We start from the raw sequence: 13,847 nt of genomic DNA, 5'->3' as shown, positions 1-13,847 counted from the left end.
CGTTTTCAAATCCTATGACGATATCGTCGATCATTGTTGCGCCGCCTGGAACAAGCTCATCGAGCAGCCTTGGCGCATCATGTCCATCGGGCTACGCGACTGGGCGCATGGGTTTTGATCAATGAGGATTGGTATAAGGCGCCAGCGCGCGCCGCTCCTCCTCGGACTTTCCACGAAAGACCCGCAGAATCTCGTGCGGCTTCCAGCCGACCTGCCGGCGCATCAGCGCGTCGAGCGCCTTTTCGTCATCGGCAGTGCTCATGAGGTCGCCGCCAGCTCGATCGCGGCGAACGTCGCGAGAATGTGCTTGCAGGGCCCGGATTCGCCTCCGGTGCGCGAATGCCATGCGCAGGTGCAGCGGCTCGCGTCGCCATCAATTTTGACGCGGTGCTCGATCGACGATCCGCGAACCCGCGCGGAAATCTCCTCGCCCTTGCGGCTCTCGACGGTGACCGCACCTTCCGCAACGAGCGCCCGCGCCGCTTTCAGTCGCGGGTGTAAAGAGTCGAGCGCCGTTTGATCGAAGGGCAGCTCGCGGTGAAAATGAACCCGCTCGCGCGGATCGAATCCGATTGCGCCTCTCGTTGCGAGCAGAGCCAGGGCCGTCGCGATTTCCGCGGCCGGCAGGTGCGTCTCGGCTGCGAGCGTCTCGGCGCGGAGTTCGTCCACGTTCCGCAGCCTCGCCTCGATCTGCGCAAGGGCGGCGTCTGCTTCGCCGCGCATCAGCGCAGCAAGGAGCTGCCCTTCGCCAGAGAATCCGCGCGAGGGCGCCGCGCTCAGCACGATCAGAAAGCGGGCAACGCCAAAATCGAGCTCGAAAGCGCTCACGCCGAAAGCGCCGCCGTAGATCCGCATCCCGATTGCGTGGCGCGCCAGGGGCTTCATCGCCGATAGCCGCCCGAGCCCGGCGGAGGAAACGGCGCCGGCGCCGGGCTGCTGGCTCAATCGGACGCCGCCCGGCGCAGGGGTCAGCCATAGGTGGTCCTTGGCGCCGATTTTCGACGGGAGAGACGTGAGGAATCGGCGCGCCTGTGGACCGTCGAGCGTCGCGGCGCATTCAAGGCGCGCTGCGAGCGACTGAACCTCTGCAAAGCCTCTCAACCATCGCAACGGCAATTTCACCTTGCGTTCGACGGTCGAACAGCGCTCTGAGGTCAGCGCGACAGCTTCCGGCGTGACGCGCAAGCACAGAGAGCTTTCTGCCCGTACGCGGGCGAGCGCGGCGCGCGTTTCCGGATTGAAGTCGACATTGGTGACGCCTTTGTCGAAGGACTCGGGAGCGAGCATTTCAGCGAGGAAATCGGCGCGGGCGTAGACGCCGCAACAGCGTGAGAACGACTCGAACCGCAATCGCGAACCGCTCGCCGAAACGACAGGATCGGCCGCGTCCATGGCGCTGCGAATGACTTGGAAAGGCGTATAATAGCGTTGCAGCGCTACTTCCGAAATCGCGAGCAGTAGACACGCCCCGAGTTCGGGCCGCACAAGAGCGCCGGAAAAGAAAAGGCGCTCCCGTCCGGGAGCGACGGTGGTCGCAAGTTCCAATAGCGCCGCCGCCCCGTCTCGACGTTCGTCGAGCCGGGATGCAAACGTGTAAGAATAGTCGTGTTCCAAAAAACCCGCTTCGACCATCGGAACTCCGTCGCGGTTGGCTGAATGAAACTCTCCCCAGGAGCTTTCTGCTAACAATCGACGAGGTCAAGGCTCGAAGCTCGCTGCGGCGCCTGTCTGCGGCACTTTTGCAGATCGGCGGTCGTAGTTCGACGTGTAAAATTTACGTCGGAAGAGTATCGGGACGCGCCATCGGGTTGGTGGGCGGTGCGCTCGCGTTGTCAGCCATTAGCACGAATACACCGGATTTTCCGTACTAATTTCTAACGATCCTCTAGCCTTCTACATTACGTTTTCGCGCGGAATTTTTCGCGAAGACGACGCGTGCTTGCCGTGTGGCTTGCCGGAGACGGATCAGCGTTGTGTCGTGAATTGGCTGGGATTCGGCGGGGAGGAGTGGAGAGGCAAGATAAAGCGAACTGACGTTCGCGCCTCGCTGCGCTCGTAACTGGTTATCTGCACATTGGTTTTTGCAGGCTACAAATGCGCAGGCATGGCGCCGATCTAACGGGCTTTTTCGTGTCCGGCGCACCCTTCCGAATGGGTTCCGATAATCTCCGCGCAAATAATCATGCTCGCGGTAAGCGCCATCCCGGCTTCCAAGAGGAAGCCGGCCCTTCGATTCCAGTCGCATTGGGCTTGCCGGGATTCCGAGGGGCCTCTGGCGATTTGGCGTAGTTTACTCCCTCGATCTGTTCTACCGGGCGATCTGTGCCGGCGCGCGGTTTTCGGCGGCGCCCGGGCCGTCGCCTTCGCCATGGGGCGGACCGCTCCAGGCGGCCACTGCGACGCTGCGGCGGGCGATGTCCGGCATGCGCATGAGGAGATCCCGGATCGGCTCCTTGGTCCAGGCGCGCGTCACATAATCGCGATGCGAATAGGCGTCGCCGGTGTGAAGGAAGGTGACGCCGCGTCCGATGCGCTCGGCGTCCGAGCCGAAAGCGACGCCCCGCCCGGCGAGCATTTGTCTGAGATGGGCGTTCTGGCGGGCGGTGGAGCCGGTGCTCGCGCTGACGAAGAACCCGGAACGCGTCGTCTCGATCCAGCGCGCGAAGACGTCGAGCTCACCATAGGCGGCGTCGAGCAATGCGACGCCGTGCAAGCGTGCGTCGCCATCCATGTCCCGCAGGCAATAGGCGGCCGGCAGAAAGCCTCCGCTATAGGCGACGAGCGTGACCGGCATGGTCCGGAACAGGGGTTCTGCGGCAGGGTCGCCGTAGGCCCGCGCCAAGCGAACGGCCGCCTCGTCGAGGAAGCGCCGGAAGCCGCCGCGCTCCCAGAAGCGGCCGGCGCTGCCGTCGCGGGCGTCGACCGCAAATTGCGGGGCAAGCAGGACCGCATTGGCGCCGGAGGCGGAAATCTGCTCGGGCACGCGCTGGCGGTCGCGCACGTCGCGGGCGAGCGTCGCCCCGAATCCATGGAGGAAGACGACGATGGTCGCCGGTCGGGACGGGTCGAAGTCCTGCGGGATATGAACCAGCACGTGCGGATCGCCGAATGTCTCATCCGCCCACAGGACCTTACCGTCTCGGGCGCGGTGGCCCCTGCGCCGGCCTGCGGCGACGTCGAGAAACGGCCGCTTGCCGGGTTCGAGGCCATTGAAGGGGAACGGCGCGGAATCGAAAGCGACGAGTTCGGTCGCGCCATCCGCCCGAAAGCTCGCGGCCTCTTCCGCGCGGTGGAGTTCCGACGGAACCTCGGCTGTTTCGGCGATCTGCGACATGCTCGCGCTCACGCCACAAGCGATCGTCAGCGTGAACGCAGCAATAATGGCCGCATGTGTTTTGCCATGTTCCGCGTCGCGCGAGGGGCGCGCGTCCGAAGACGTCGCCCGGCGAGCGTCTTCTCTTGCCGGATTCAAAGCTCTCATCCTTCGCGTGAGGGGCTGCTCATCCCCGCATTGCCGCGATAGCGATCGGCTCTCTTGTCCGATCGCTTCTTCCCGAAGGCCCGAAGGCCGCCGCGCGATTAAAGATGCTGCTTTACGCGCAATCGAGAATTAACGGCGCGGGGATGTCGCACGTTGTCGGTTTGTCACGCGGGAATATGTCTTTTTTTTGAGAAGCAGCGTTCCGTTTTCAGGGAGTGGAATTTCGGCATGACGAGAGACATCGCGATCGGCCGCGGCGCCGAAAAGGGCGTGGCGTTGAGTGTCGCCGCTGTGCTCGTCGTCGCGGACATGATCGGCGTCGGCGTCTTCACGAGTCTCGGCTTTCAGGTGAAGGCGCTGGGATCTCCTGTCGCCATTCTCTTCCTGTGGCTCGCGGGCGGCGTGATCGCGCTTTGTGGCGCCATTTGCTACGCCGAGCTCGCGGCCATGTTTCCGCGATCGAGCGGCGAATATAATTTTCTCACGCGCGCTTTCAATCCGGCGACGGGCTTCGTCGCCGGATGGCTTTCCGCGACGGTCGGCTTCGCCGCGCCCGTCGCGCTCACCGCGATGGCGTTCGGACAATATGCGCAGCCCTGGGCGTCGGGCGTTTCGCCGACCGTTCTCGCTATCGGCGCGCTGTGGGGCGTCTCGCTCTTTCATCTTTCCGGAATCCGCCGCGGCGGCGCGTTTCAAATCGCCACGACGGGCGTGAAGATCGCCTTGATCGTGGCTTTCATCGTCGCCGGATTTTGGACCGATGGAGCAGGTCGACTCGCCGAGGCGCCGCGTCTCGACGATCTCGGCCAGATTTTGAGCGCGCCTTTCGCGATCGGCCTCGTCTTCGTCGCCTATTCCTATTCGGGCTGGAACGCCGCGACCTATATCGGCAGTGAAATTCGCGACGCGGAGCGCAATCTGCCCAAGGCTCTGTTCATCGGAACAGGCGTCGTCACTGTTCTCTATCTCGCGCTCAACGCAGTCTTCCTCAATTCGGCGCCGCTCGCCGAGCTCTCGGGCCGCGTCGATGTCGCGCAAGTCGCGGCGAGCCACATGTTCGACGCGCAGGGCGGCCAAATCATCGGCGGGCTGATCTCGCTCGGCCTCGTCTCCTCCATCAGCGCGATGATGTGGGTCGGTCCGCGCGTCACCATGGTGATGGGCGAGGACATGCCGCTTCTGCGCGTTTTCGCGGCGCGCTCGCAGAATGGCGCGCCGAGGGCCGCGATCCTGCTCCAGCTCGTCGTCGCGAGCCTGCTGCTGGCGACGCAGAGCTTCGAATCGGCGCTCGCCTTCATTCAATTCAGCCTCACGGCGTGCTCTTTCCTCACGGTGCTCGGAATGGTCAAGCTTCGCTTCACGAATCCCGATATGCCGCGTCCCTATCGGGCGTGGGGCTATCCTGTCACTCCCATCGTCTTTCTCGCGGCGACGTTCTTCATGATGTATTTTCAGATCGCGACCCAACCCGTGCAATCTCTGTCGGGCCTTCTGGTGATGCTCGCGGGCCTGGTGTTCTACGCCGCGGGCTCGCCGCAGCGCGCGGCGAAGTTCGGCGTCTGGGCCATTGTCGCCGTTTGCGTCTCTTCTGTCGCGGCGCAGCGCGTCGAGGCGGCGAGCGCCAACGACAATGCGCGTTTCCTCGCCGGACTTCCCGTCTCCGCCGATTCGCGTCTTGCGCCGCTCGCGGCGCAGCCGGGCTGGAAGGCGCATGCGCATGGCTTCGACGCGGCGTTCAGGAGGGTCGAAGATCGGCAGCTGTCCAGGATCCGCGCTTGGTCCAAGGACAATGTGGCTGCGCCTTCCGTGCTGTTCTACATGTTCAGCGGGCCGGACTTTCTCTACGCCAACAGCTTCTTTCCCGACGCCTCGACCTATGTTCTCGCCGGGCTTGAGCCTGTCGGCCAGATTCCCGATCTCGAGACGCTGCCGCGCGGCGGGGTCGACGGCGCGCTGCGCGCCTTGCACGTCTCGACGCAATCGGTGCTCAATCTGAGCTTCTTCATAACGAAGGATATGAAGAGGCAATTACGCACCAGCCACGTCGGCGGCGCATTGCCGGTGCTCTATGTTTTCCTGGCCCGCGCCGGAAAGACGATAGAGGACACGGAGCTCGTCGGCCTCGACGACGCCGGGGAGCTGCTGCCGGCCGGAGGAGAGGCGAAGGGGCGCGTTCCGGGCGTCAAAATCGTCTTCTCGAGCCCGGGCGGTCCGAGGCAGACGCTCTACTTCTTCAGCGCGGACATTTCGGATGCGAGCTTCAAGAAGCACGGGCTCCAGGCCTTCCTCGAAAAGCAAGGCGAAGGCTCCGCGCTGTTGAAGAGCGCCTCCTATCTCCTGCACAGTGGCAATTTCTCGCAGGTGCGGGACTTCCTGCTCGCGCGCAGCGCCGCCATCATCGAGGACGACAGCGGCATCCCGGTCGCGAGCTTCGGCCCGGACTGGAAGCTCCAGGCCTACGGCCGCTACGCCGGGCCGATCGCCATCTTCTCGCGGAATTACCAGGCGCGGCTCGCCAAGCTGCACCAGACGCAGGGGCGTCGTCCACTTCCCTTCGGGATCGGCTATCGCTGGCGGCAGTCGGACTCCAATCTGCTGCTCGCCCTCAAGAATCGCGTCGAGAACGCGGAGACGAGCTCTGGAACGAAGGCCGGGGCGCGGTAAGGCCAGTCGGTCGATCGCTGGGTATGGCGTCTCGGCGCCCAGCATGCGGTGCTGCGCGAAGGGGGCGCGTCCGCCACAGCATCGTCGACTAGGTGTCCGAGCCGCCGGCGCCTCGAATGCTCCGACGGGGCGATGTCGCCGTCGGAAAAATCGTTGGACGCCTCGGCGCGCGCTGGCTAGTGGTCGGCGGGTCTTTTTTCCTCCACGAAGCGAGCCGCGCCCCAAATGACCGATCAACCTTGCCCTTGCCGCGCCAAAGACGCCGAGCCGACGCCCCTCTCCGCCTGCTGCGGCCCTTATGTCGACGGGTCGACGCCCGCGCCGAGCGCAGAGGCTTTGATGCGCTCGCGCTATACCGCCTATGCGCTCGGCCGCATCGATTATCTGCAAGACACGCTCGCGCCCGAACATCGCGCCGGTTTCCACCGCAAGGCGGCGACCGGCTGGTCCGAAAAATCGCAATGGCTCGGCCTCGACATCGAAGCGACGGAGGACGGCCAGCCCGGCGATGCGAAGGGCTATGTCGAATTCACCGCCCATTATATCGCGGAAGGGTTGCGCCAGACGCATCGGGAGAGAGCGTTGTTTCGCTTCGACGAGCCCGATCAGCGCTGGTATTTTGTCGAAGGCGAAGCCCGCAAGAGCGCGCCCGTCGTCCGGGAGGCCCGACCGGGTCGCAATGATCCGTGTTCTTGCGGATCTGGCAAGAAATACAAGAAGTGCTGCGGCGCTGCGGCGTGATGGCCGAGGGCGAGTCTTTTTGCTCGCCCCGCCCCATACGCGCTCGGCGCAAATTGCTTTCGACCAACGCGAAATGACGTCGGCGACAGGCTCTCACCGAAGCGCGAACCACGTGCTGACGCGCAGAAATCCCAACCATTCGTGATCGATCGACGCTCGACGCTCCGCCGCCGATGTCCTGTCACATCCGAGCGGGCGCTGTAACGCCTCTCGTCTCGAAGCGTCGCCTTTTCGACGGATCGCGTTGCGGCCGTCTGTTCGATTGGCGAACCCGTCGGAATTGTCGCGATCGGCCGGGGCTCTTCGTCTGTGTTCTACGAGTCGAGGATCGCCGTTTCGCCATCACCGCGGAATGGTCACAAAAATGTGCGAGAAGCGCGAATCATGACAAAAGCATTCGAGCTCCAGCACGAAATCGACAAAGCGGCGGATTGCGAAACGCCTGCGTCTCCACTCGACGACTATGGCGTCATCGCCATAGGCTTACGTATAGATCCCGAGGCGCGTGTGCGTTTTTGGAGAAATGCCGACGGCGCTTCTTTCTTCACCGTCGCATTCTCCGATGGATCGACATCCGTCTATGACACGCGTGGTTGTCTCGCGCCTTCCGGATCGCCGAGCCTTTCCGACTATGGACGCCATTGGTCGCCATAGCGCGCATTCGTAACTGCTTCACGATAAGGGCCCGGCCATTGCGGCCTCGATGCGCGCCGGCGGCCGGACGCACAGCGTGGCGCCGAGCGTCTCGGGTCCGATCCGCGCCTACCGCAAACAAATTGCGCGTTCCGACAGGAGCCCATTTCGGAACGCGCAATAAAACGACCAGCAGATACGGGGTTCGATTCCGCGCGCCATGAGCGCCTGGCGAAATCAGTCGCTCTCAGTCTTCGGCCGCGCCGTCCTGTTCGGACTCTTCCTCGTCGATCTCACGATCGGCGTTCTCGTCGGCGTCTTCGTCGCTCGGCGAAGCGGCGTCATCGTGCTCCGCATCCAAGAGCGCAGGCTCGGCTTCGGATTCGACTTGATCGGACGCGCCCGATTTCTTGGCCGCATTCGGCAAAGACGGCGTCCATCTCGGCCGCGAGCGCGCATACTCCACAATTTGAAACGCCGCGCCACACTTCGGGCAGAGAATCGGGGTTCGGTCGAGATCGAAAAAAGATGTTGCGCAGTTCAAGCACCGGCGCTTTGTGCCGAGTTCGGCTTTGGCCACTGGGGTCGACTCCTTCGATGAATGCCCTGCGCGCGCCGCGAACCAGATGCTATCGACCGATTCGACTGCCGACCCGGTAGATTTGGGGTGTCTCGGGCGATATTTCAAGGCGAACCGTCCTCGGCGCGCGACGCCAATTGTCGCCGACCTCGGATCCGTTCTCCTCTCTCGGACGGCTCTGACGCTCGCCGAGTTCTTTGTTTGTTCTAAAAATTGCGCTAGGCTGAACCCTCCTCCGATTCGGCATGGCGCATGGCGACACTCATCATCACGGAAAAGTCCAGTCAGGCGAAGGATCTTCGTGCGGCCTTTGGCGCGCGCTTCGGACAAATTCTGCCCGCCGAGGGACATCTGCTTCGTCTGGCGGAGCCCGAAGAGGTCAACGCCGCATGGAAGAGCTGGTCCTGCGTCGTCCTCAAGCCGGACGGCCTCTATCCGACCCGCGCCGCCACGCAAGGCAATAAGCCGGCGAAGCTCGGGGCCATTGCGACGGCGCTCGCCGCCTGTGACGACGTCATATTGGCGACCGATTGTGATCGCGAGGGCCAGCTGATCGGCCAGGAAATCCTCGATCATCTGGGCTATCGCGGACGTGTCCGGAGGGCGTTGTTCACCGCGCAGGACCCGAAGACGCTCCAGCAGGCTTTCGCGCGGCTGAAGCCGAACGCCGAAATGCGTCCACTCTACGAGGCGGCGGTGGCGCGTCAGCAGGCCGATCAGATTTTCAATCTGTCCCTCACGCGCGCCGCGACGAAGACCTTGCTGACCCCCGGCGTTCGGGGCGTGATCGGGATCGGCCGCGTCAAGACGCCGACTTTGGCGATCGTCTGCCTACGCGAACTGGAAATCCGCAATTTTCGGCCTGAGGATTACTTCGAGGTCGTCGCCACCGCGACGGTCGACGGTGGCAGCTTCCTGATGCGTCACGCTCCGGCGGCCAAGATGCGGATCAAAGAGCGCGCCCAGGCCGAGACGATCGCCGAAGCCGCCGCCGGCTATCAGGGGCCCCTCGGCGTCTCGATCGACGAAAAGCGTCAGGCGCCGCCGCGGCTCTTCGATCTCCCGTCGTTGCAGAAGACCTGTGGCCAGCGCTGGGGATGGACGGCCGAAAAGACGCTGTCCGTGGCGCAGGAGCTTTATGACGGCGATGGCAAGAAGCTGATCACCTATCCGCGCGCGGAGGCGCGTTATCTCACCGAAAATCAGATCGGCGACGCCCCGGCGATCGTCGGCGCGCTGACGCGCCTGCGCGGCTTCGCCACGCTCGATATCGCCGCTCCCGTCATCCGGCGCGGCAAGTCCGGGCACTTCTGCGACAAAGCGCTGGAAGGCGTGTCGCATCACGCGGTCGTGCCCAACGTGAATGTTCTCGACGACCTCGAGACCCGATTGGCGCGTCTGAGCGAGGACGAAAAGCGGCTGTTCGCGCTCATCTGCCGTTCCTATCTCGCCGCGGTGATGCCGGACTACGAGTATCGGCAGACGGTCGTCACAATGGCTGTCCCGATGCCCGGCCGCGCCGCCGCGGAGTTCCGCGCCATCGGACGCATTCCATTGCGACTCGGTTGGAAGGCCGTCTATCAGGCGCTCGACCCTGACGCCGAGACGGAGGCGGAGCAGACGCTGCCCTCGCTGCGCGACGGCGAGAGCGCGCGGCTATCCGACACGCGGGTCGAGGCGAAGCGAACGCAGCCGCCGCCCCGCTACAATGAAGGCACGCTGGTGGACGCGATGCAGAATGCTTGGCGCTTCGTCGAGGACGCCGCGCTCCGCGACCGGCTGAAGGAAGCCAAGGGCATCGGCACGCCCGCGACACGAGCGGAAATCATCAAAGGATTGAAGCGGCAGAATTTGCTGACCAATGATGGCAAGCTCGTGCTGCCGACGCCGGCGGGACTGCAATTGTTCGAGCTCTTGCGCGGCGCTGCGCCGGCGCTCGTCGATCCGGGCACCACGGCCTTGTGGGAGATGCGTCTCGATGAGGTGCTGGTCGGAAAGGCGGACTATCGCGCGGTGATCGACGGCGTCGCCACCGCCGCACAGCAATTGATCGACGCATTGCTCGCGCGATCGAACGGAACAGTGGATCTGACGACATCTGCGCCCGCGCGCCGACCGGGGGGACGCCGACGCCAGAGTGGGCAGGCCAGCGGCCGGACCGGCGTGAAAAGCGCGAGTCCGAATCGCGCGCGCCGCGCATCGAAGGCAATTCCGGCGTCGAAAGCGAAATTGGTCGCGTCGGCCGAGCGAGTCCGCAGCGAAGGAGCCGCGCGCGCGAAAGCGCCGACCGACAAAATGGTCGTCTATGCGCAGAATCTCGCACGCTCCAAGAATGTAGCCTTGCCGGAAAATTATCGGCAGGACTTCGATACATGCCGCAAATTTCTCGACGAGCACGCGAAATAGGACAAATCGCCGGCGCCGTCATGGCCCGCGCTCATTCGGGAAAGCGTGGACGCCCCATAGCGACGAGGACAGAGCGTTGGCCCGAGAAGCGATGCCTCCCGTGCGCGACCTGCATATTGTCCAACAATAGGACGTCGTCCTTTTGCCAACGAAACGTGACGCTCTCCTGTTTGAACGCCGTTCTTATCGTTGCCAGCTCTTCGTCCGCGATCTCTGCTCCATCTCCATAGACGGCGTTGCGTGGAAGCCCATCTACGCCGAAAGCCTCGATCATGTCCTGCGCAACCCCGGCGCCGAGACTCGAGGCATGAAACAAATGCGCCTGATTGAACCAAAGCTCGTCGCCTGAATCCGGATGAACAGCGGTCCCTTGACAGATCTGGGTGGTGTGGAGGCTGTCGTCGCGCCCCCAATCGAACCGGATATCGTGCTTTGCACAAAAACGCTCCACCTCCGCGCGACTTCGAGTCTGAAAGACATCGGTCCAAGGCAGATCGATTCCATCTAAGTAATTGCGGATATAGCAAACGCCTCGCTGCCGAAATTTTTGCACCAGCTCTGGATCGATTCCGGCCGTGACTTTGACGATGTCCGCGAGCGGCGTTTCTCCGCCTTCGGTCGCAGGCTGCTCGCAATAGAAAGCGAGGAGCATCGGCCAGTTTCGTTGATAGGCCTCCTCGCAATGGAGTGGAATTTCCCGATCTGGCGGATAGTTCGTCGCGGTAAAGATTCGGTCGGCGACACTGGTTCTCGGCGTCGATCTGTAGACATATTCTAGCCGAGCGCCACACAACAAATCGACGACTTCGCCGAAGGAGTTGCGGGTGACCGCGAAGCCTCGGAGCAATAAGGCGCCGTTTCGAATCAATGTCTCTCTCACTCTGTCCACATTGTCGCGAACCGCGGCGAGAAGGTTCTCATTGCCATTCGCCAATGAAATTGGAAAACGCGACGCGCCGATAAATCCCCCACATTCGTCGAGCTTCAATCCCATGGCGCTCCTCCGTTCTGCTTTGATGACCGAGAGTTCTACAATGCGCGTTCGATCGAAAAAGCGTGTGTCGCGCTTCACGCCTGCAAGCGATCCAAAACATCGCTGATCTGCGCATGAACGAGTGGGTCGATGACGATCGACTCGTGATCGCCGGCGATGATTTCTGTCTCGACCGCTCCGCTGGTGAGTTCGCGCCAATCGCAGGGAACGCCACCGGATCGCTCGATGCTTCGGCTGCACCACCAAATGTGAATTGGCGCGCGCACCGGATTCAGCACGAGACCTTTCGCCAGTTGGACTGAACTCTCCCTGTCGGTGTAAAGAAAGTCCATTAGCTCTGCTGAAATATTCGCCCATAACCCGCGTTCTTGACCCCACATCGCCGAATAAATATAGAGTTCTTTGCCTTCGAGCCGTAACGAGAGCTCGTTGAGATGCTCGCGATCGGATGAGTTCAGCCGATCATCGATCTCTATGCCCTCAATCTTTGCGAATCCCGCCAAATAATCGAGGGCCGTCGGCTTATGGTGACGCAGCGCTTCGGCGCTCCGCCCTTCTCGCGGTTTGGCCGTGAAGGACGATGCATCCTCGACAAGCGCGTTTCGCGACGAGAACGCCGTGTCGAGAAGTCCCAAGAACGCTACCGTTTCTCCCAACTGCTCGAGAATCTCCGTCATCTTTATCGCGAAGGAGCCGCCCGAGCTCCATCCCAACAACATGTACGGGCCTCGCGGCTGATTTCGACGGATCAAATCGACATAGTCTTTGGCCATTTCCTCGATCGAGGCGCCGACATAGCTCGGATCGATCAGATTGCGCGATTGAATGCCATAGACAGCACGCGAGCCGGTCATCGCATCGACGAGCGGCTGATAGCGTATGATCGAACCACCTCCGGGATGGACGCAATACAAGGGAACGGCCGCCGTTGCTCCGGCGCTGCGCATCTCGACGAGCGGCGACTGCGCATGACGGTCGAAATTCGTTATCCATTCGGCGAGCTGAGCGATCGTCGGCGCCTGGAATATCGCTGTGACGGGAAGATTGCTGCAGAGCGTCCGACGGATACGCTCCACCAGCTTGGCGCCCGAGAGGGAGTGTCCGCCCTTGCGGAAAAAATTATCGTGAATGCCGATGCGGTCGAGCTGCAAGACCGCGCAAAACTCTCGGGCAAGAACGTATTCGCTTACAGTTCGTGGGCCGACATAGTCGACGGCGATCAGCGAATCGAAGTTGGGCGCGGGTAGGGCGCTGTGGTCGATCTTGCCGTTGGCGGTGAGCGGAAAGGCGTCGAGCGCGACGAAGGCCGAAGGAATCATATGGTCGGGAAGCTCGGCCGCCAGCGCCATGCGCAGTTCCTCGGCGTCCAGAGCCGCGCCATCGGTTGCGATGGAATAGGCGACGAGGCGCTTGTCGCCGGAAGCATCCTCGCGGGCGATGACGACCGATTCGCCGATTTGGGGGAGGTGAGCGAGCGCCGCCTCGATCTCGCCGAGCTCTATGCGGAAGCCGTTGATCTTCACTTGATGGTCGACGCGTCCGAGGAATTCGACATCGCCGTCTGCCCGATAACGGACAAGGTCGCCGGTCCGGTAGAGCCGCTCGCCGGCTTTGCCGAACGGGTTCGGGACGAAGCGCTCGGCGGTGAGATCGGGCCTTCCGAGATAGCCGCGCGCGAGGCCGGCTCCGCCGATATAGAGTTCTCCCGCGACACCCGTCGGAAGAGGCTCCGAGGCGTCGTCGACCAAATAGATCTGCGCATTCCGGATCGGGCGTCCGATCGGTGGCGCCTCGCCGGGACGCAACGGTCCGCTCAGCGTCGCGCAGACCGTCGTCTCGGTCGGTCCATAGGCGTTGATCAGTCGGCGACCGCTGGCCCATCGACTCGTCAATTCCGCTGAGCAGGCTTCGCCCGCCACCACGAGACATTCGAGCACGAACGCCGAGGAGGGCGTCAGCGTCGGCATCACCGCTGGCGGCAAAGTCGCGTGAGTGATGCGCTCCTCCACCAAAATCTTCGCCAATCCGTCGCCAGACCTCTGGTCCCACTGTGCGAGAACGAGGCGGGCGCCGGTTGTCAGAGCCATGGCGACCTCCGAGACCGAGGCGTCGAAGCTCGCGTTCGCGAATTGCAAAACGTGGCTCTGGTCGCAAATCTCGAAGCAGTCCCGTTGCGCGGCGGCTAGGTTCGGTACGCCGTGATGCGTGACGCCGACGCCTTTTGGCTTTCCCGTAGAGCCGGAAGTGTAGATGACATAGGCGAGGTTTTGCGACGTCGCGCACGGCGCGGGGTTCGCGGCGCTTTCTTGCGCGATTTTGGACCAATCGGCGTCGAGCCGCAGCGTCGT

Annotated in this window: 8 protein-coding genes and 2 pseudogenes; 4 read left to right on the top strand and 6 right to left on the bottom strand. The window is 63.0% G+C overall.

The genetic code is table 11. The annotated features are described in order from the left end of the window. A pseudogene (locus tag VIF40_RS12340) lies at positions 1-118 on the top strand (IS630 family transposase); the annotation flags it as partial. On the opposite strand, the gene VIF40_RS12335 reads toward VIF40_RS12340, so the two are convergent. From VIF40_RS12335 to VIF40_RS12325, 3 genes are all read right to left on the bottom strand, one after another. Next, a complete protein-coding gene (locus VIF40_RS12335; RefSeq protein WP_331937810.1) occupies positions 119-262 on the bottom strand; it encodes a hypothetical protein in 144 nt (47 codons plus the stop codon). Then, positions 259-1,632, bottom strand: a complete 1,374-nt coding sequence (locus VIF40_RS12330) for an SWIM zinc finger family protein (protein ID WP_331937809.1) — start codon at positions 1,630-1,632, stop codon at positions 259-261. Before VIF40_RS12330 ends, VIF40_RS12335 begins: the two co-directional genes overlap by 4 nt. A 676-nt stretch (positions 1,633-2,308) precedes the next feature. After that, entirely contained in the window at positions 2,309-3,346 is a 1,038-nt protein-coding gene (locus VIF40_RS12325; RefSeq protein WP_331937808.1) for an alpha/beta hydrolase, read from the bottom strand. Between the two features lie 363 nt (positions 3,347-3,709). On the opposite strand from VIF40_RS12325, the pseudogene VIF40_RS21500 reads away from it, so the two are divergent. Together VIF40_RS21500 and VIF40_RS12315 are read left to right on the top strand one after the other, a co-directional pair. After that, positions 3,710-5,005: pseudogene (locus VIF40_RS21500) on the top strand (APC family permease); the annotation flags it as partial. Between the two features lie 1,365 nt (positions 5,006-6,370). Beyond that, positions 6,371-6,886 (top strand): YchJ family protein, encoded by a 516-nt coding sequence (locus VIF40_RS12315; protein ID WP_331937806.1) that lies wholly within the window; start codon positions 6,371-6,373, stop codon positions 6,884-6,886. Positions 6,887-7,766: 880 nt separating this feature from the next. Here the strand turns inward: VIF40_RS12315 and VIF40_RS12310 are convergent. Beyond that, complete coding sequence (locus tag VIF40_RS12310; RefSeq protein WP_331937805.1) at positions 7,767-8,099, bottom strand: TIGR02300 family protein; 333 nt, start codon at positions 8,097-8,099, stop codon at positions 7,767-7,769. Positions 8,100-8,351: 252 nt separating this feature from the next. Here VIF40_RS12310 and VIF40_RS12305 point away from each other — a divergent pair, with 252 nt between their 5' ends. After that, the gene (locus VIF40_RS12305; RefSeq protein WP_331937804.1) at positions 8,352-10,505 is read left to right on the top strand and encodes a DNA topoisomerase; all 2,154 of its coding nucleotides are present in this window, start codon (positions 8,352-8,354) and stop codon (positions 10,503-10,505) included. Between the two features lie 31 nt (positions 10,506-10,536). On the opposite strand, the gene VIF40_RS12300 is transcribed toward VIF40_RS12305, so the two are convergent. Further along, positions 10,537-11,499: a TauD/TfdA family dioxygenase gene (locus VIF40_RS12300; protein WP_331937803.1), complete on the bottom strand. Its 963-nt coding sequence runs from the start codon at positions 11,497-11,499 to the stop codon at positions 10,537-10,539. A 74-nt stretch (positions 11,500-11,573) separates the two neighbouring features. Next, on the bottom strand, positions 11,574-13,847 hold a 2,274-nt coding region (locus tag VIF40_RS12295), incomplete at its 5' end, for an amino acid adenylation domain-containing protein (RefSeq protein WP_331937802.1).

Origin of the sequence: Methylosinus sp., assembly GCF_036560965.1 — a bacterium.
Taxonomy (GTDB): domain Bacteria; phylum Pseudomonadota; class Alphaproteobacteria; order Rhizobiales; family Beijerinckiaceae; genus Methylosinus.
This window is presented reverse-complemented; position numbering and strand designations above follow the sequence as displayed.